Below are 19,179 nucleotides of genomic sequence, written 5' to 3'. Positions count from 1 at the left end.
CGTGACTCAGCAGCAGCACCAGCCGGCCGGCACGCGCCCGTACAACTTTTCCGCCGGTCCGGCCGCCATGCCGGAGGCGGTGCTGCAACGCGCCGCCGCCGAGATGCTCGACTGGCAGGGCAGCGGCATGAGCGTGATGGAAATGAGCCATCGCGGCAAGGAATTCGGCGCGATCTGCACCCAGGCCGAAGCCGACATCCGCACGCTGCTGGCCGTGCCGGAGCACTTCCACATCCTCTTCATGCAGGGCGGCGGCCTTGGCGAGAACGCCATCGTGCCGATGAACCTGTCGCGCGGCACTGCCGCCGACTTCGTCATCACCGGCAGCTGGAGCATCAAGTCGCAGAAGGAAGCGCAGCGCTACTGCACGGCGAACATCGCCGCCAGCAACGCCGGCGACCATCACACGCGGCTGCCCGATCCCTCGACCTGGCAGCTCAGCAAGGAGGCCTCGTACGTGCACCTGTGCACCAACGAGACCATCAACGGCATCGAATTCCAGCAGCTGCCCGACCTCGCGGCCCTTGGCAGCAATGCGCCGCTGGTCATCGATTTTTCGTCGCACGTGGCCTCGCGCAGCGTCGACTGGCGCCGTGTCGGCCTGGCCTTCGGCGGTGCCCAGAAGAACCTCGGGCCGGCCGGGCTCACCCTGGTGATCGTGCGCGACGACCTGCTCGGGCATGCGCTCGAGATCTGCCCGAGCGCGTTCAACTACAAGATCGTGGCCGACAACAAGTCCATGTACAACACCCCGCCGACCTGGGGCATCTACATGGCGGGGCTGACGTTCCAGTGGCTGCTGCAACAGACCGAAGGCGCGCTCACGGGCGTGGCCGCCATGGAACAGCGCAACATTGCCAAGGCGAAGCTGCTGTACGACTTCATCGACGCTTCTTCGTTCTACCTCAACAAGATCGACCCGGGCTGCCGTTCGCGCATGAACGTGCCGTTCTTCCTGGCGGACGAGAGCCGCAACGACGCCTTCCTGGCCGGCGCACGCGAGGCCGGCCTGCTGCAGCTCAAGGGCCACAAGTCGGTCGGCGGCATGCGCGCGAGCATCTACAACGCCATGCCGCTGGAAGGTGTACGAGCACTTGTGAGCTACATGCGAGAATTCGAGCGATCGCATGCCTAGGCGCATGCCCAGCTGCTCGCACCGATGACCGCCTCCGCTCCAACACCGCCCTCCTCTCCCGACAACTCCGAAAGCCTTGCCGGTCTGCGCGTGCAGATCGATTCGCTCGACCAGCAACTGCTCAGCCTGCTCAATGAGCGGGCCCACGTGGCAGAGCTGGTGGGCGAGGTCAAGAAGCGCGAAGGCACCCCGTATTTCCGCCCCGACCGCGTGGCCCAGGTCATCGAGAAGATGCAAAAGAGCAATGCGGGCCCGCTCAAGGACCTGCATGTGGCCGCCATCTGGCGCGAAATCATGTCGGCCTGCCTGGCGCTCGAATCGCCGCAGCGGGTCGCCGTGCTCGGCCCCGAGGGCACCTTCTGCGAACAGGCCGCCATCGAATACTTCGGCGGCGCCGCCGACCTGATCTACTGCGCCAGCTTCGACGAGGTGTTCCACGCCACGGCGGCCGGCAGCGCCCAGTACGGCGTGGTGGGCGTCGAAAACTCGACCGAAGGCGTGGTCACGCGCTCGCTCGACCTGTTCCTGCATTCGCCCACCCACGTGGTCGGCGAAGTCAGCCTGCTGGTGCGCCACCATCTGCTGCGCAGCAGCAATACGCTCGAGGGCATCGAGGCCGTGCTGGCCCACCCGCAGGCGCTGGCGCAGTGCCAGACCTGGCTGTCGAAGCACCTGCCCAATGCCGAGCGGCGCGCCGTTTCGAGCAACGCCGAAGGCGCGCGGCTCGCGGCCACCAACCCGGCCTGGGCCGCACTGGCCGGCGAACGCGCCGCCACGCGATTCGGCCTGCACATCGTGGCGCATGCGATCCAGGACGATTCGTACAACCGCACCCGCTTCTCCGTGATCTGCCTGCCGCAGACGCTGGCCATGCCGCCGGCCTCGGGGCGCGACTGCACGAGCCTGATCGTCTCGGTGCCGAACCGTCCCGGCGCCGTGCACGACCTGCTGGTGCCGCTGAAGGTCAACAACGTGTCCATGACCCGGTTCGAGTCGCGCCCGGCGCGCACCGGCCAGTGGGAGTACTACTTCTACATCGACCTGGACGGCCATCCCTCGCAGCCCAACGTGGCTGCGGCGCTGGCCGAACTGCGCGGTCTCTGCGCGTTCTACAAGGTGCTGGGCGCCTACCCTGTCAAAGCCTGAGCCGGACAAGCACCATGTTCGAGCAATTGGGATTGATCGGCTGCGGCCTCATGGGCGGCTCCTTCGCGCTCGCGCTCAAGCGCGCGAAGCTCGTGAAACGCGTGGTCGGCTACAGCAAGTCGCCCTCCACCACCGAGCGGGCGCGCCAGCTCGGCGTGATCGACGTGGCGGCGCCTTCCGCGCTGCTGGCGGTCTCGGGTTCCGACCTCGTGCTGCTGGCGGTGCCGGTGGCGGCCTCGGAAGCCACCTTCAAGGCCATCCGCCACGGCATTTCGAACGATACGCTCGTGATGGACGTGGGCTCGACCAAGGGCGACGTGATCGAAGCCGCTCGCAACGGCCTGCAGGACCAGTTCGCCCACTTCGTCCCGGCCCATCCGATCGCCGGCAAGGAAGTGTCCGGCATCGAGCACGCCGAAGCTTCGCTCTACGTCGGCCGCAAGGTCGTGCTGACACCGGTCAAGGCCACGCTGCGCTCGAACGTGCAGCGCGCCTCGCAGATCTGGAGCGGCATCGGCGCCAATGTCGTCACCATGACGCACGAGGAGCACGACAGCGCCTTCGCGGCCGTGAGCCACCTGCCGCACCTGCTGGCCTTTGCCTACCTCAACGCCCTGATCGCGCAACCGCAGGGCGACGATTTCCTGCGCCTTGCAGGGCCGGGGTTTCGCGATTTTTCGCGCATTGCGGCCAGCGATCCGGTCATGTGGCGCGACGTGCTGCTCGCCAACCGCGAGCAGGTGCTGCTGCAATCGCAGGCATTCCGCAAGGCGCTGCTCGAGCTCGAGGTGCTGGTCACGGCCGGCGACGCCCAGGCGCTGGAGCATTCGATCGCCACCGCCAGCAAGGTCCGCGCCGCCTGGCAGCCCAACACCGACGCCTCCCAGGACTCCTGACATGTTCTCGACGGCATTCCTCGATATTCCTGCGCTGGCCGGGGCTTCGGGCACCGTGCGGCTGCCGGGCTCCAAGAGCATTTCGAACCGCGTGCTGCTGCTGGCCGCACTGGCCAGCGGAACCACCACCGTCCACGACCTGCTCGACTCCGACGACACCCGCGTGATGCTCGATGCGCTGCGCGCGCTTGGCTGCGGCATCGATGTGGCCGGCAGCACGCTGCGCATCACCGGCATCGGCGGCCAGCTGAAGTCCGGTGGCCCGTTGCTGCCGCTTTTTCTCGGCAACGCCGGCACTGCGATGCGTCCGCTGACCGCCGCGCTGTCGCTGCTCGGCGGCGATTTCGAGCTCAGCGGCGTGCCGCGCATGCACGAGCGGCCGATCGGCGACCTGGTCGATGCGCTGACCCAGCTCGGCTGCCGCATCGACTACCTGGGCAACCCTGGCTACCCGCCGCTGCGCATCCGGCCGGTCGATCACGGCGCGCTGGTGCTGGACGCCCCGATCCGGGTGCGCGGCGACGTCTCGAGCCAGTTCCTGACCGCGCTGCTGCTGGCACTGCCACTCGCAGCCCGGAAGGACATCGTGATCGAAGTGGTCGGCGAGCTGATCTCCAAGCCCTACATCGAGATCACGCTCAACCTGCTGGCGCGCTTCGGCATTGCGGTGCAGCGCGAGGGCTGGGAGCGCTTCACCATCCCCGCGGGCAGCCGCTACGGCTCGCCGGGCGACATCCACGTCGAGGCCGACGCCTCGTCTGCCAGCTATTTCATAGCGCTCGGGGCCATTGCCACAGGCGCTTCCGGCCAGGACAGCATCCGGATCGAAGGCGTGGGCGCCGATTCGATCCAGGGCGACATCCGCTTCATCGAGGCGGCGCGGCAAATGGGCGCGCAGGTCGACAGCGGACCGAACTGGCTCGACGTGCGCCGCGGCGCCTGGCCGCTCAAGGCCATCGACCTGGACGCCAACCACATCCCCGATGCCGCGATGACGCTGGCCGTGATGGCGCTCTATGCCGACGGCCCCAGCAGCCTGCGCAACATCGCCAGCTGGCGGGTCAAGGAAACCGACCGCATCGACGCCATGGCCAATGAGCTCAGGAAGCTCGGTGCCACGGTCGAATCCGGCCCCGATTTCATCCGGGTGCATCCTCTGGAGCGCTCGGGCTGGCAGGCGGCAAGCATCCGCACCTACGACGACCATCGCGTGGCCATGTGCTTCTCGCTCGCGGCGTTCAACCCGGCGGGCTTGCCGGTGCGCATCCTGGAGCCGCACTGCGTTGCCAAGACCTTCCCGGACTATTTCGAAACGCTGTTCTCGGTGGCCGAGGCGCCCGAGGTGCCGGTGATCTGCATCGACGGCCCCACCGCCTCGGGCAAGGGCACGCTCGCGGCCGAGGTGGCGCGCCTGCTGGGCTACCACTACCTGGATTCGGGCTCGCTCTATCGCGTGACCGGCCTGGCCATGCGGCGCGCCGGGCTCGGCGCCGAGCCGCAGCATGAGGCGCAGATCGCCGCCCTGGCGGCCGCCCTGCCCCTGCATTTCACCGAGGGCAAGGTGCTGCTGGCCGGCGAGGACGTGAGCGACGAAATCCGCACCGAAGCCGCCGGCATGGACGCCTCCCTCGTCTCCACGCTTCCCGCGGTGCGCGAGGCGCTTCTGGCCCTGCAGCAGCGCTTTCGGCAGCTTCCGGGCCTGGTGGCCGACGGCCGCGACATGGGCACCGTGATCTTCCCCGACGCGGCGCTCAAGGTCTTTCTCACGGCCAGCGCCGCCCAGAGGGCCGAACGCCGGCATAAGCAGTTGATTTCAAAGGGTATTTCAACTACACTTGACAGTCTTCGCTCCGACTTGGAAGCGCGCGACACCAGGGATTCGTCCCGCAGCGTCGCTCCCCTCAAGCCGGCGCAGGATGCCCGCCACCTCGACAACTCCCAGCTGTCCATCGAGCAATCGATCGACCAGGTGTTGAACTGGTGGCAGGAAAAGCAGCCGTTCAAGCCCGCTTGAGCGGTTGGAAGCCACAGCCTTTCAGGCCCGCCTGAAGGGCTCGCGCCAACCGGATTCCGGGGCAGCGCATACCGCTCCAGCAGGCTCTTCTCGCGCGACAGCGCACCGGTCTGCTGGTTGTTCAACCAACCCGGGCTCACGCCCACAAAACCGCCGTCTCCAGACCTACAGCAGCCGCACGCAATTTCGCAATAGCGACTGCCAACCCTGCCTGACGGAAGGAACCATCAATGTCTGAATCTTTTGCCGACCTATTCGAAGAGTCCCTGAAGCGTTCCGAAATGCGCACCGGCGAGGTCATCACGGCCGAAGTCGTGCGCGTCGAACACAACCACGTGGTGGTCAACGCCGGCCTCAAGTCCGAAGCGTATGTGCCGATCGAGGAGTTCAAGAACGACAAGGGCGAACTCGAAGTCCAGGCCGGCGATTTCGTTTCCGTTGCCATCGGCAGCGTTGAAAACGGCTACGGCGACACCATCCTCTCGCGCGACACCGCCAAGCGCCTCGCTTCGTGGCTCGCCCTGGAGAAGGCCCTGGAATCGGGCGACTTCGTCACCGGCACCACCAGCGGCAAGGTCAAGGGCGGCCTCACGGTGCTCGTCAACGGCATCCGCGCCTTCCTGCCGGGCTCGCTGATCGACACGCGTCCGATCAAGGACCTGACCCCGTACGAGAACAAGACCCTCGAATTCAAGGTCATCAAGCTCGACCGCAAGCGCAACAACGTCGTGTTGTCGCGCCGTGCCGTGGTCGAAGCCAGCATGGGCGAAGAGCGCGCCAAGCTGATGGAAACCCTGAAGGAAGGCGCAGTCGTGCGCGGCGTGGTCAAGAACATCACCGAATACGGTGCGTTCGTGGATCTCGGCGGCATCGACGGCCTGCTGCACATCACCGACATGGCATGGCGCCGTGTCCGCCACCCGAGCGAAGTCGTTCAGGCCGGCCAGGAAATCACCGCCAAGATCCTCAAGTTCGACACCGAGAAGAACCGTGTCTCGCTGGGTCTCAAGCAAATGGGCGACGACCCGTGGATGGGCGTTTCGCGCCGCTACCCGCAATCGACCCGCCTGTTCGGCAAGGTCACGAACATTGCCGACTACGGCGCGTTCGTCGAACTCGAACCCGGCATCGAAGGCCTGGTGCACGTCTCCGAAATGGACTGGACCAACAAGAACATCGCTCCGAACAAGATCGTCTCGCTGGGCGACGAAGTCGAAGTCATGGTCCTCGAGATCGACGAAGACAAGCGCCGCATCAGCCTGGGCATGAAGCAGTGCAAGGCCAACCCGTGGCAAGAGTTCGCGCAAAACACCAAGCGTGGCGACCGCGTCAAGGGCCCGATCAAGTCGATCACCGACTTCGGCGTGTTCGTGGGTCTGGCTGCCGGCATCGACGGCCTGGTGCACCTCTCGGACCTCTCGTGGAACGAAGCCGGCGAAACCGCCGTTCGCAACTACAAGAAGGGCCAGGAAGTCGAAGCGATCGTGCTGGCCGTCGACGTCGACCGCGAGCGCATCTCGCTGGGCATCAAGCAGCTCGACAGCGACCCGTTCACCACCTTCACCACGGTGAACGACAAGGGCCAGATCGTGACCGGCAAGGTCAAGACGGTTGACGCCCGCGGCGCTGAAATCGACCTCGGCGAAGACATCATCGGCTACCTGCGTGCTTCGGAAATCTCGCGCGACCGCGTCGAAGATGCCCGCAACGTGCTCAAGGAAGGCGACGAAGTCACCGCCATCGTCGTGAACGTGGATCGCAAGACCCGCAACATCCAGCTGTCCATCAAGCAGAAGGACATGGTCGACGAACAAGGCGCCATGGCCAACCTGAGCCAGCAGTCGGCACGCGAAAACGCGGGCACGACGAGCCTGGGCGCCCTGCTGCGCGCCAAGCTCGACAACAACGACAGCAAGTAAGCTGCCCCCGAAGACAGAGCAGGCCCTGGGGCCGCTCTGTCTTTTTTTTCGTCCACGTTTTTGTTTGGCCTATGACCCGCTCTGACCTCGTCGAAGAACTCGCAGCGCGCTTCGCACAGCTGACGCACCGCGATGCCGAATACGCCGTCAAGACCATCCTGGACGCGATGAGCGACGCGCTGGTGCGCGGGCACCGCATCGAGATCCGTGGCTTCGGCAGCTTCTCGGTCACCCGGCGTCCGCCGCGCATCGGCCGCAACCCGCGTTCGGGCGAAAGCGTTCAGATCCCCGAAAAGCGGGTGCCCCACTTCAAGCCGGGCAAGGCATTGCGCGAGGCCGTCGACGCCAAGACCGCCGAGCTCGACGCCAAGGGCCGCAAGGCCTGATCGCATGGATGCAAACGTAGAATGCTCCCGGCAACGGGAACGGCTATGAAATACCTCCTGTGGCTGCTCAAGGCAGCCATTTTTTTTACGCTTTTTGCTTTCGCGCTGAACAACCAGCACGACGCGACCGTCTATTTCTTCTTCGGCACGCATTGGCGCGCGCCCCTGGTGCTCGTCGTGCTCGCAGCTTTCGCCGGCGGCCTCGTGGTGGGCGCGCTCGGCATGCTGCCCGGATGGTGGAAGCACCGTGCGGCGGCGGCGCAGGTTCCGGCTGCGCGCGGCGACGAAGCCGCGGCGCCTGCGTCATCCACGCCTGCCCCGGCAGCGCCGCCGCCGTCCATTTCCGCCACCGACCTACCCACCGTACGCCAACATGGACTTTGATCCCAGCTGGCTGCTGATCAGCCTGCCCGTTGCCTTCGTGCTGGGCTGGCTCGCCTCGCGCTTCGACATCCGGCAGCTCAAGCTCGAGAACCGGCAAGCCCCCAAGGCGTATTTCCGCGGCCTCAACTTTCTTCTCAACGAACAGCAGGACCAGGCCATCGATGCCTTCATCGAGGCCGTGCAGAACGATCCCGACACGCAGGAACTGCACTTCGCGCTGGGTAACCTGTTTCGCCGGCGCGGCGAATACCAGCGCGCGGTGCGCGTGCACGAGCATCTGCTGGGGCGCGGCGACCTGAGCCGCAGCGACCGCGAGCGCGCCCAGCACGCGCTGGCACAGGATTTCCTGCGCGCCGGACTGCTCGATCGCGCCGAAGCCGCGCTGCAAAAACTCGAGGGCACGCGCTACGAGAACGAGGCGCGGCTTTCACTGCTGGCCATCTACGAGCGCTCGCGCGAATGGGCGCAGGCCGCCGCGGTGGCGCAGAAGCTCGACGAGTCTGACCAGGCCAGCTACAGCACGCGCCGAGCCCATCACCTCTGCGAGCAAGCCTCCGAGCAGGTGGCGGCCGGCGACCTGGCCGCGGCCGGCCGGCTGCTTGCCGAGGCGGTCGCGCTGGCCCCGCAGGCGCCCCGCCCCGCCATCGACTCCGCCACGCTGCAACTGCGCAATGGCGACGGTGCCAAGGCCTTCGACACCCTCGTCGCGCTGAGCGACACCGCCCCGCTCGCCTTGCCGCTGTATGCCGCTGCGCTGCAGCAGGCCGCGGTCGCCGCCCACCGCGAGGGCGAGGCACTCGCGCTGCTGCAAAGGCACTATGACGATTCGCCCTCGATCGACGTGCTCGAAGCGCTGATCGCGCTCGGCGGCTCGCCGACCAGCGCGATTCCGGCCGCCAACGGCCAGCCGCTCGCTCCGCGCGACGGCTACATCGCGCACCTCGCCCAGCAGCCCTCGCTGGTTGCCGCCTCGCGCTGGCTTGCCGGCGAGCGCTTCGAGCACGAGCAGTTCCACCCGCAGGTGCAGCGCGCCCTCGACCAGGCCACCCGGCCGCTGATGCGCTACCGCTGCGCCGCATGCGGCTTCGAGGCGCACCAGCATTTCTGGCATTGCCCCGGATGCCAGGCCTGGGACAGCTATCCGCCGCGGCGTGTCGAGGAGCTCTGAGCCACATTCCGAACACCTTTCGGAACAATGGTGAACGCGTCTCCCGCAGGGCGCGAGGCCGTCAACGCGCCTTTTCCTGAACCGTTGAACGCGAGCCGGCGCCTTCTGCCGGCGAACTGTGATCTCAACAAATCAGGGAGTTTGAAAATCATGCTGAAGAAAATCCTGGCCGTGATGGCCATGCTGTTTGCGGCTGCCTCGTTCGCCGCGGTCGATGTCAACAAGGGCACGGCGGCCGATCTCGACGGCATCAAGGGCGTCGGTCCTGCAATGTCCAAGCGCATCCTCGACGCACGCAAGGAAGGCGAGTTCAAGGACTGGCCCGACTTCATGCAACGCGTGAAAGGCGTGAAGGAAAAGAAGGCCGGGAAGCTGTCGGCCGAAGGACTCACGGTGAACGGCAAAACCTTTGGCGGCACCGCAGGCGAAGCAGTTGCCGCCAAGGCGGAAAAGCCCGCCAAGGCAGCCGCTGCCAAGCCGGCCAAGCCCTGATCGAAACGCCCCGGGCCTGCGAGCCGATGCCGCGCGCGCGGCATGCCCCGCAACACAGTGAAAGCCGCCGCAGGGCGGCTTTTTTGCGTGCACCGCAGCAGCAAGGCAGGCCGCTGCGCAGCGCCATGTGGCAGGGAAATGCCTCAGGAGTGGCCCGGAATTTGCACGTATGCTCGCGTTCGTTTTCACTTTCATACGTTCCGGAGCGCTCATGAATCACAAGTTCGGCATTGCCCTGGCGGGCCTCACCCTTGGCGCCGCAGCCTTCGCGCAGACCAAGTGGGACCTGCCCACCGCCTACCCGGCGACCAACTTCCACACCGAGAACATCACCCAGTTCGCGAGCGATGTCGAAAAGGGCAGTGGCGGCAAGCTCAAGATCACCGTGCACGCCAATGCGTCGCTGTTCAAGGCGCCCGAGATCAAGCGCGCGGTGCAGGGCGGACAGGCGCAACTCGGCGAGATCCTGCTGGTCAACTACCAGAACGAATGGCAGATGTTCGGCGCCGATGGCATCCCCTTCCTTGCCGACAGCTATGACGCCGCCTGGAAGCTCTATCAGGCGCAGAAGCCCGTGCTCGAAAAGAAGCTGGCCGAGCAGGGCATCGTGCTGCTCTACACGGTGGCCTGGCCGCCGCAGGGCATCTTCGTGAAGAAGGAAATCGCTTCGGCCGCCGACCTCAAGGGCGTGAAGTGGCGTGCCTACAGTCCCGCCACCGCGCGCATCGGCGAACTGGTCGGTGCACAGCCGGTGACGGTGCAGCAGGCCGAGCTGTCGCAGGCCATGGCCACGGGCGTGATCGAGTCGTACATGTCCTCCGGCTCCACCGGCTACGACACCAAGACCTACGAATACATCAAGAACTTCTACGACACGCAGGCCTGGCTGCCCAAGAACGCGGTGCTCATGAACAAGAAGGCCTTCGACGCGCTCGACAAGCCGACGCAGGACGCCGTACTCAAGGCCGCCGCCGATGCCGAGAAACGCGGCTGGGAGCTCTCGAAGAAGAAGAACCTCGAGTACCTGGACCTGCTCAAGAAGAATGGCATGACCGTGCATGTGCCTTCCGCGGCACTCAAGACCGACATGAAGAAGGTCGGCGACACCATGCTCAAGGAATGGCTGGAAAAGGCCGGGGCCGAGGGCCAGGCAGTGGTCGACGCGTACAAGAAGATGTGACGCAACACCGAACAGCCACCGATGCGAAAGACGCTCGATTTCCTCTACAACAGCGCCGCCGCCCTGGCGGCGCTTTTCATGATCGGCCTGCTGGTGATGGTGCTGCTCTCCATCGCCGGTAGGCAGCTTCATTTCAACATTCCGGGCATCGATGCCTATGCCGGCTACCTGATGGCCGGCGCCGGCTTCCTTGCGCTCGCCCACACGCTCAAGCGCGGCGAGCACATCCGCGTGACGCTGGTGCTGCAGAACCTGCCGCCGGCAGCACAGCGCTGGCTGGAGCGCTGGGCCATGGGCGCAGGCGCCCTGCTCGCGGTGCTGTTCGCCTGGTACAGCGCGCGGCTGGCATTCCAGTCATACGACTTCCACGACATCTCCACCGGCAATGACGCCACGCCCCTGTGGCTGCCGCAGCTCTCGATGGCGGTGGGTGCGCTGGTGTTCGCCATCGCGGCCTTCGACGAATTCGTGATCGAGTGGCGCGGCAGGCCGGCCAAGCCGGTCGAGACGGAGGCCCTGCGCCATGAGTGACATTGCCGTTGCGGCCCTGCTGATCGCCGCGCTCTTCCTGATCCTGGGCAGCGGCGTGTGGATCGGCCTCACGCTCTCCGGCGTGGCGTGGATCGCCATGCAGATCTTTTCGTCGCGGCCCGCGGGCGATGCCATGGCCGTGACCATCTGGGGCTCGGCCTCGAGCTGGACGCTCACCGCCTTGCCGCTCTTCGTGTGGATGGGCGAGATCCTGTTCCGCACACGGCTCTCGCAAGACATGTTCAAGGGCCTCGCGCCCTGGATGCAAAGCCTGCCGGGCCGGCTGCTGCACACCAACGTGGTGGGCTGCGCGGTGTTCGCGGCGGTGTCGGGCTCGAGCGCGGCCACCTGCGCCACCATCGGCAAGATGAGCCTGCCCGAGCTCAAGCGCCGCGGCTATCCGGACGACATGGTCATCGGCACGCTGGCCGGCGCCGGCACGCTGGGCCTCCTGATTCCGCCCTCGATCATCATGATCGTCTATGGCGTGAGCGCCGACGTGTCGATCGCCCGGCTGTTCATTGCGGGCGTGATCCCAGGCATCCTGCTCGCGCTGCTGTTCTCGGGCTACATCGTGTTCTGGGCGCTGCGCAACCCCGACCGCATCCCGCCGGCCGATGCCAAGCTGCCCTTCACCGAGAAGCTCAAGGCCTCGATGTCGCTGATCCCGGTCGCGCTGCTGATCCTGTCGGTGCTCGGATCCATCTACGCGGGCATTGCCACCGCCACCGAGGCAGCGGCCGTGGGCGTGGTCGGGGCCATGGTCATCTCGGGCGCGCAGGGCTCGCTGAACTGGCACAGCTTCAAGGAAGCGCTGCTCGGCGCCACGCGGCTCTACTGCATGATGGCGCTGATCCTTGCGGGCGCGGCCTTCCTCACGCTCGCCATGGGCTACATCGGCCTGCCGCGCCACCTGGCCGAATGGATCGGCTCGCTAGGGCTCTCGAAGTTCCAGCTGATCGTGATGCTCGCGGCGTTCTACGTGGTGCTGGGCTGCTTCCTGGACGGCATCTCGATGGTGGTGCTCACCATGGGCGTCATCATGCCCACGGTCAACGCCGCCGGCATCGACCCGGTGTGGTTCGGCATCTTCATCGTGCTGGTGGTCGAGATGGCCCAGATCACGCCGCCCGTGGGCTTCAACCTGTTCGTGCTGCAGGGCATGACCGGAAAAGACCTGCTCTACATCGCGCGCGTCACGCTGCCGATGTTCTTCCTGATGGTGGCGGCCGTGCTGATCATCTACTTCGTGCCGCAACTGGTCACCTGGCTGCCGCAACAGATGGCGCCCTGAACAGCGCCAGCCGTGCCCCGACAATAGGCCCATGCTGCTTCCGATTCTTGCCATCTGCATGGGTGCCTCCGTGGGCGCGCTCGCGCGCTGGGGCCTCGCGCTCTGGTTCGGCGCGGGCGGACTCATGCCCTGGGGCACGCTGGCCGCCAACCTGATCGGGGGCTACCTCATCGGCGCGGCCATTGCCTTGTTCCATCTGCTGCCCGACCTCGATCCGGCCTGGCGGCTCGCGCTGGTCACGGGCTTTCTCGGCGGCCTGACCACCTTCTCGAGCTTCTCGGCCGAGGTCGTGACCATGCTTCTCGAAGGCCGGCTGGGCGTGGCGCTGCTCACGGCAACAGCCCACCTCGGCGGCTCGCTGTTCCTGACCTGGCTGGGCATACGCAGCGTGCAGGCCCTGGCCGCCTGATCGATCCATAGCCAGGCGGCAAGGCCGTCGATCTTCACGGGTTTTCAGGAGAATTTTCCAGGGGGCCGGTCGATAGAATCGGCCGCAATGCCCCTGGTCTTTCTCGTCGCACTCCCCTTTGTTGCCAGCGTGCTGGCCGCGTTGATGCCGTCGAACGCGCGCAATCGGGAGTCGACGCTGGCGGGGCTCGTCGCGCTGGGCTGCGCGCTGCAGACCGCATGGTTCTTTCCCCAGATCGCGCGCGGCAACGTGCTGCGTCAGGAGATCGCATGGCTGCCCGAGTTCGGGCTCAACCTGGTGTTCCGCATGGACGGCTTCGCCTGGCTGTTCTGCATGCTGGTGCTCGGCATCGGCGCGCTGGTGGTGCTCTATGCGCGCTACTACATGTCGGCGTCCGATCCGGTGCCGCGCTTCTTCTCGTTCTTTCTCGCGTTCATGGGCGCGATGACGGGCGTGGTGCTCTCTGGCAACCTGATCCAGCTGGTGCTGTTCTGGGAGCTCACCAGCCTGTTCTCCTTCCTGCTGATCGGCTACTGGCATCACAGGCGCGACGCGCGGCGCGGCGCGCGCATGGCGCTCACCGTCACCGGTGCCGGCGGGCTCTGCCTGCTGGCGGGCGTGGTGGTGCTGGGCCGCATCGCGGGCAGCTACGAGCTCGACGTGGTGCTCGCATCGGGCAACGAGATCCGCGCGCATGCGCTCTATCCCGCGGCCCTGGTGCTGATACTGCTCGGCGCCTTCACCAAGAGCGCACAGTTCCCGTTCCACTTCTGGCTGCCGCGCGCCATGGCGGCGCCCACGCCGGTCTCGGCCTACCTGCATTCGGCGACCATGGTGAAGCTCGGCGTGTTCCTGATGGCGCGGCTGTGGCCGGTGCTGTCGGGCACCGAACAGTGGTTCTGGCTGGTGGGCGGCGCGGGCGCGATCACGCTGCTGCTCGGCGGCTTCGTGGCGATGTTCCAGCGCGACCTGAAGGCGCTGCTCGCGTACTCGACCATCTCGCACCTCGGGCTCATCACGCTGCTGCTCGGCCTGAACAGCCCGCTCGCGGCAGTGGCAGCCGTGTTCCACATCATCAACCACGCGACCTTCAAGGCATCGCTCTTCATGGCGGCCGGCATCATCGACCACGAGAGCGGCACGCGCGACATCCGCAAGCTCAGCGGCCTGCTGCGGCTGATGCCGATCACCGGCACGCTGGCGATCATCGCAAGCGCGTCGATGGCCGGCGTGCCGCTGCTCAACGGCTTTCTCTCGAAGGAAATGTTCTTCGCCGAGACGGTGTTCATCCAGGCGACGCCGTGGATCAACCTGAGCCTTCCGGTCATTGCCACCATCGCGGGCGTCTTCAGCGTGGCCTATTCGGCGCGCTTCGTGTTCGACGTTTTCTTCGGCCCGCCCTGCGGACCCGAGGTACCGAGGCAGCCGCATGAGCCGCCGCACTGGATGCGCGTGCCGGTCGAACTGCTGGTGCTGGTCTGCCTGGTGGTGGGCGTGGCGCCGGCCTGGTCGATCGGCGCGCTGCTGGCGGCGGCCGCCACGCCGGTGGTCGGCGGCGTGCTGCCCGAATACAGCCTCGCCGTGTGGCACGGCTTCAACCTGCCGCTGGCGATGAGCTTCGTGGCGCTGGCCGGCGGCATGGCGCTCTACCTGTCGCAGCGCCGCCGCCGCGCAGAGGGCAAGCTCGAACACACGCCGCTCCTGCACCGCTTCGACGGCCAGGCCATCTTCGAACACCTGCTCGCGCAGCTCAGCGAGGCCGGCCGGCGCAGCCGCCGCCTGCTGGGCACGCGGCGCATGCAGTCGCAGTTGCTGCTGCTGATCGCGGCGGCGGCGGCGGGCGCCGCGGTGTCGCTCTGGACGGCACCGGTCGCCCGCGGCGAGCGCGAACTGCTGCCCTTCTCGCCGATGTTCGCAATGACCTGGCTGATCGGCGGCACCTGCGCGCTGGCGGCGGCGTGGCAGGCCAAGTTCCATCGCCTGGCCGCGCTGATGCTGGCCTCGGGCGCCGGGCTGGTGTGCTGCGTGACCTACATCTGGTTCTCGGCACCCGACCTGGCATTGACGCAGCTCGTGGTGGAGGCCGTGACCACGGTGCTGATCCTGCTGGGCCTGCGCTGGCTGCCGATGCGCAGCAAGGATGCGGTGCAGCCAGCGCGCGCCAGGCTGCGCCCCTGGGGCCGGCGCGGACGCGACCTGCTGGTGGCGGCCGGCGTCGGCGGCGGCATGGCGGCGCTGGCGTGGCTCATGATGACGCGGCCGTTTCCGCAAAGCATCTCGCCCTTCTTTCTCGAGCATGCGCTGGCCGAGGGCGGCGGCACCAACGTGGTCAACGTGATGCTGGTCGACTTCCGCGGCTTCGACACCTTCGGCGAGATCACCGTGCTCGGCGTGGTCGCGCTCACGGTCTATGCACTGCTGCGCCGCTTCCGGCCGGCGCGCGAATCGATGGCCCTGCCGGTGCAGCAGCGCGCGCAGGCCGACGACGGAAGCAGCGACCTGCTGAACCCGCGCCTGGCCAAGGACACGGCGGTGGGCTACCTGATGGTGCCGGCCGTGCTGGTGCGCCTGCTGCTGCCGCTTGCGGTGCTGGTGTCGGTCTATTTCTTCATGCGCGGGCACAACGCGCCCGGCGGCGGCTTCGTCGCGGGACTGGTGATGTCGGTGGCGCTGGTGCTGCAGTTCATCGTCTCGGGCACCGAGTGGGTGGAAGAGCACCTGCGCATCTATCCGCGCCGCTGGATCGCCGCCGGCCTGCTGCTCGCGCTGGCCACGGGCAGCGGCGCGGTGCTGTTCGGCTATCCGTTCCTGACCACCCACACCGCGCACCTGCACCTTCCCGTGCTGGGCGAGCTGCACGTGCCGAGCGCCCTGTTCTTCGACATCGGCGTGTTCGCACTGGTGCTGGGCGCGACCATGCTGATCCTCACCGCGCTGGCCCACCAGTCGATACGCAGCCACCGCTGGGCCGACGAGCAGCGCGAGAAGGAAGCCGAGGCAGCTGCCGCGGCCGCCGGCGCAACACCGGAAGGAGCGCGCTGATGGAGATCGTGCTCGCACTGGCCATCGGCGTGCTCACCGGCTCGGGCGTGTACCTGCTGCTGCGGCCGCGCACCTTCCAGGTGATCATGGGCCTCACGCTCATCTCGTACGCGGTCAACCTGTTCATCTTCAGCATGGGGCGGCTCAAGCTCGACAGCGAACCGGTGCTGGTCCATGGCATCGCCGCCACGCTGGCCAACACCGCCGACCCGATGCCGCAGGCCCTGGTGCTGACGGCGATCGTGATCGGCTTTGCGATGACGGCGCTGTTCCTCGTGGTGCTGCTGGCCTCGCGCGGCCTCACCGGCACCGACCACGTGGACGGCGAAGAGCGGCAGGAGGCGGCGGAGTGACGGGGCAACTGGTCCAGCTGCTCGACCGGCTGCTCGAGTTCGGCATGCCGCACCTCATCGCGGTGCCGATCCTCGTGCCGCTGCTCACGGCCGCACTGATGCTGCTGCTGGGCGAAAGCCGGCGCCGCACCAAGTCGGCGCTGAGCGTGGTCTCGGGGCTGGTGGGACTGCTGGCGGCGCTGGCGCTGCTGCGCTGGGTGAATGCGCCCGAGACCGGCGACGGCCCCGGCTCGGTCGGCGTCTACCTGCCGGGCAACTGGCAGGCGCCCTTCGGCATCGTGCTGGTGGCGGACCGGCTGTCGACCATGATGGTGGCGCTCACGGGCGTGGTTGCCTTTGCGGCCTCGATCTATTCAACCTCGCGCTGGGACCGCGCGGGCGTGCATTTCCATCCGCTGCTGCAGCTGCAGCTCATGGGCCTGAACGGCGCCTTCCTCACGGGCGACCTGTTCAACCTGTTCGTCTTCTTCGAGGTGATGCTCGCGGCCTCCTACGGCCTGCTGCTGCATGGCTCGGGCCGGCTGCGGGTGCAGGCCGGGCTCCACTACATCGCCATCAACCTGGCCGCCTCGTCGCTCTTCCTGATCGGTGCGGCACTGCTCTACGGCGCGACCGGCACGCTCAACATGGCCGACCTCGGCATGCGCATCGCGCAGCTCGCGCCGGCCGACCGCGGCCTCGTGCATGCGGCGGCCGCGATCCTCGCGACCGCGTTCTTCGCCAAGGCCGGCGCCTGGCCGCTCAACTTCTGGCTGGTGCCGGCCTACAGCGCGGCGGTGTCGCCGGTGGGCGCCGTGTTCGCGCTGCTGACCAAGCTCGGCATCTACACGCTGCTGCGGCTGTGGACGCTGCTCTTCGCACCGGATGCCGGCAGCTCGGCCGCGTTCGGGCAACCCGCGCTCCTCGCGATCGGGCTGGCGACGCTGTTCGCGGGCGCGATCGGCATCGTGGGCACGCAGCGGCTCTCCAATCTCGCGGGCTTCAGCGTGCTGGTGTCGGCGGGCACGCTGCTCGCAGCCATCGGGCTCGGGGAGCCGGCCGTGTGGGCCGGCGCGCTCTACTACCTGCTGAGCTCGACGCTGGCCGTGAGCGCCTTCTTCCTGCTGACCGACATGATCGAGCGCTGGCGCAACGCCGGCATGAGCGTGGCACCGCATGAAAAGGCGGGCAACGCGCCGTTCCTGGCGGAAGACCTGCGGGTGCTCGACGACGTGAACCTCGATGACGAGGCGCAGGCACTCTACGGCCGCGCCATTCCCGCCGGCGTGGCCTTCCTGGGACTGAGCTTCATCGGCTGCACGCTGCTGCTCGCGGGCCTGCCGCCGCTGTCGGGCTTCGTGGGCAAGTTCGCGATGCTGTCGGGCGCCTTCTCCACCGGCGGTACCTCGCTGCCCGCGTGGATCTTCCTGGCGCTGCTGATGGTCTCGGGACTGCTCGCGCTGATTGCGCTGAGCCGCACCGGCATGCGCCACTTCTGGACCCAGCCGCATCCCACCATGCCGGCGCTGCCCGCGCTCGAGGTGCTGCCGGTGGCCGGACTGCTCGCGGCCAGCGTGGCGCTCACGGTCTGGGCCGGCCCCGTCATGCGCCACGCCATCACCACCGCCGAAGGGCTGCGCACGCCCACCGCCTACCGCAATGCCGTGATGGGCGCGCGGCAGGTGCCCAATCCGGCGGCGCCCGCGAAAGGCCCGGCACCATGAAGCGCTGGATGCCTTCGCCGCCGCTCTCGCTGGCGCTGTTTGCGGTGTGGCTGCTGCTCAACCAGTCGCTCGACCCGGCCACGCTGCTGGCGGCCGCGGTGCTGGCCATTGCGGTTCCGCTGCTCACCAAGGGATTGCGGCCAGCCACGGTGCGCATGCGCAAGCCCTGGGTGGCGCTGCGGCTCGCGGGCCGGGCCTTGGCCGACATGCTGGAATCGGCGCTCTTCGTGGCGCGGCGGCTGCTGACGCGCCGCACCTCGCGCATCGCCTCGCGCTTCATCCACGTGCCGCTGGATCTTCGCGATCCGAACGGGCTCGCGGTGCTGGCCATGATCATGTGCCTCACGCCCGGCACCGCCTGGGGCGAGATCGCGTTCGACAGCAGCACGCTGCTGATCCATGTGTTCGACGTCGACGACGATGCCGCTTTCATCGCCATGATCAAGCAGCGCTACGAGCACCCCTTGATGGAGATCTTCGAATCATGACGCCTGTACTTTTCTGGGCCTTGAAACTGGCGCTGCTGCTGCTGGCCGTGGCCATGCTCTGCGCGCTGGCCCGGCTGCTGGTGGGCCCGAGCGCGCAGGACCGCGTGATGGCGCTGGACTGCCTCTACATCAACGGCATGCTGATGATGCTGGTGCTCGGCATCGTCTATGCGAGCAACGTGTACTTCGAGGCCGCGATGCTGACGGCGCTGTTCGGCTTCGTCGGGTCGACCGCCATGGCCAAGTTCCTGTTGCGCGGGGAGGTGATCGAATGAGCGACTTCATCGTGGGGCCGCTGCCGCTGTGGGCGGAAATCGTCACCGCCGTGTTCGCGGTGCTGGGCGCGGCCTTTGCCGCCATCGGCTCCTTCGGCCTCGTGCGGCTGCCCACCTTCTTCCGCCGCATCCATGCGCCGACGCTCGGCGCCACGGTGGGCGTGTGGTGCATGACGATCGCCACCATCGTCTATTTCTCGGTGCAGGGCTTCAGCCTCTTCCTGCACGCGGTGCTGATCGTCCTGTTCATTGCGCTCACGGCGCCCATCACCACCATCTTCCTGATGCGCGCCGCGCTCTTCCGTGAGCGGCAAAAGGGCGGCGACGTGCCGCCGGCGGCCAAGTCGGGCTGAAACCGGCGCCT

19 protein-coding genes are annotated in these 19,179 nt (G+C 67.3%); all 19 read left to right on the top strand.

Annotated elements, in window-relative coordinates:
- Position 1 precedes the first annotated feature (1 nt).
- Positions 2-1,135, top strand: coding sequence for a 3-phosphoserine/phosphohydroxythreonine transaminase (gene serC / locus FB547_RS10120; RefSeq protein WP_145741800.1), 1,134 nt, complete (start codon positions 2-4; stop codon positions 1,133-1,135).
- Between the two features lie 24 nt (positions 1,136-1,159).
- Positions 1,160-2,281, top strand: a complete 1,122-nt coding sequence (gene pheA, locus FB547_RS10115; RefSeq protein ID WP_145741799.1) for a prephenate dehydratase — start codon at positions 1,160-1,162, stop codon at positions 2,279-2,281.
- Between the two features lie 14 nt (positions 2,282-2,295).
- Positions 2,296-3,177, top strand: a complete 882-nt coding sequence (locus tag FB547_RS10110) for a prephenate dehydrogenase (RefSeq protein ID WP_145741797.1) — start codon at positions 2,296-2,298, stop codon at positions 3,175-3,177.
- A gap of 1 nt (position 3,178) precedes the next feature.
- The gene (locus FB547_RS10105; RefSeq protein ID WP_145741795.1) at positions 3,179-5,191 is read left to right on the top strand and encodes a bifunctional 3-phosphoshikimate 1-carboxyvinyltransferase/cytidylate kinase; all 2,013 of its coding nucleotides are present in this window, start codon (positions 3,179-3,181) and stop codon (positions 5,189-5,191) included.
- 230 nt (positions 5,192-5,421) lie between these two features.
- Complete coding sequence (gene rpsA / locus FB547_RS10100) at positions 5,422-7,110, top strand: 30S ribosomal protein S1 (RefSeq protein ID WP_012746757.1); 1,689 nt, start codon at positions 5,422-5,424, stop codon at positions 7,108-7,110.
- Positions 7,111-7,181: 71 nt separating this feature from the next.
- Positions 7,182-7,496 (top strand): integration host factor subunit beta, encoded by a 315-nt coding sequence (locus tag FB547_RS10095; RefSeq protein ID WP_012746756.1) that lies wholly within the window; start codon positions 7,182-7,184, stop codon positions 7,494-7,496.
- Positions 7,497-7,541: 45 nt separating this feature from the next.
- A complete protein-coding gene (locus FB547_RS10090; protein WP_145741793.1) occupies positions 7,542-7,880 on the top strand; it encodes a lipopolysaccharide assembly LapA domain-containing protein in 339 nt (112 codons plus the stop codon).
- Positions 7,870-9,048 (top strand): lipopolysaccharide assembly protein LapB, encoded by a 1,179-nt coding sequence (gene lapB / locus FB547_RS10085; protein WP_145741791.1) that lies wholly within the window; start codon positions 7,870-7,872, stop codon positions 9,046-9,048. The genes FB547_RS10090 and lapB overlap by 11 nt, the downstream gene beginning before the upstream one ends.
- 30 nt (positions 9,049-9,078) lie before the next feature.
- The gene (locus tag FB547_RS10080; RefSeq protein WP_261380251.1) at positions 9,079-9,540 is read left to right on the top strand and encodes a ComEA family DNA-binding protein; all 462 of its coding nucleotides are present in this window, start codon (positions 9,079-9,081) and stop codon (positions 9,538-9,540) included.
- Positions 9,541-9,751: 211 nt separating this feature from the next.
- A complete protein-coding gene (locus FB547_RS10075; RefSeq protein WP_145741790.1) occupies positions 9,752-10,720 on the top strand; it encodes a TRAP transporter substrate-binding protein in 969 nt (322 codons plus the stop codon).
- Between the two features lie 21 nt (positions 10,721-10,741).
- A complete protein-coding gene (locus tag FB547_RS10070; protein ID WP_145741788.1) occupies positions 10,742-11,251 on the top strand; it encodes a TRAP transporter small permease in 510 nt (169 codons plus the stop codon).
- Positions 11,244-12,545, top strand: a complete 1,302-nt coding sequence (locus tag FB547_RS10065) for a TRAP transporter large permease (protein WP_145741786.1) — start codon at positions 11,244-11,246, stop codon at positions 12,543-12,545. Before FB547_RS10070 ends, FB547_RS10065 begins: the two co-directional genes overlap by 8 nt.
- A 31-nt stretch (positions 12,546-12,576) precedes the next feature.
- Positions 12,577-12,954 (top strand): fluoride efflux transporter CrcB, encoded by a 378-nt coding sequence (gene crcB / locus FB547_RS10060; protein WP_145741784.1) that lies wholly within the window; start codon positions 12,577-12,579, stop codon positions 12,952-12,954.
- Positions 12,955-13,041: 87 nt separating this feature from the next.
- A complete protein-coding gene (locus FB547_RS10055; protein ID WP_145741782.1) occupies positions 13,042-15,996 on the top strand; it encodes a monovalent cation/H+ antiporter subunit A in 2,955 nt (984 codons plus the stop codon).
- A complete protein-coding gene (locus FB547_RS10050) occupies positions 15,996-16,349 on the top strand; it encodes a Na+/H+ antiporter subunit C (RefSeq protein ID WP_145741780.1) in 354 nt (117 codons plus the stop codon). Before FB547_RS10055 ends, FB547_RS10050 begins: the two co-directional genes overlap by 1 nt.
- Positions 16,350-16,393: 44 nt before the next feature.
- On the top strand, positions 16,394-18,052 hold the full coding sequence (locus tag FB547_RS10045; protein WP_186454145.1) for a monovalent cation/H+ antiporter subunit D: 1,659 nt from the start codon (positions 16,394-16,396) through the stop codon (positions 18,050-18,052).
- Positions 18,049-18,540: a Na+/H+ antiporter subunit E gene (locus tag FB547_RS10040; protein ID WP_145741777.1), complete on the top strand. Its 492-nt coding sequence runs from the start codon at positions 18,049-18,051 to the stop codon at positions 18,538-18,540. Before FB547_RS10045 ends, FB547_RS10040 begins: the two co-directional genes overlap by 4 nt.
- Positions 18,537-18,815 carry a K+/H+ antiporter subunit F gene (locus tag FB547_RS10035; RefSeq protein WP_021006334.1) on the top strand — a complete coding sequence of 93 codons (279 nt, stop codon included), beginning with the start codon at positions 18,537-18,539 and terminating at the stop codon, positions 18,813-18,815. The genes FB547_RS10040 and FB547_RS10035 overlap by 4 nt, the downstream gene beginning before the upstream one ends.
- Complete coding sequence (gene mnhG, locus FB547_RS10030) at positions 18,812-19,168, top strand: monovalent cation/H(+) antiporter subunit G (RefSeq protein WP_145741775.1); 357 nt, start codon at positions 18,812-18,814, stop codon at positions 19,166-19,168. The genes FB547_RS10035 and mnhG overlap by 4 nt, the downstream gene beginning before the upstream one ends.
- Positions 19,169-19,179 lie beyond the last annotated feature (11 nt).

Origin of the sequence: Variovorax beijingensis (assembly GCF_007828835.1) — a bacterium.
GTDB lineage: Bacteria > Pseudomonadota > Gammaproteobacteria > Burkholderiales > Burkholderiaceae_C > Variovorax > Variovorax beijingensis_A.
This window is presented reverse-complemented; position numbering and strand designations above follow the sequence as displayed.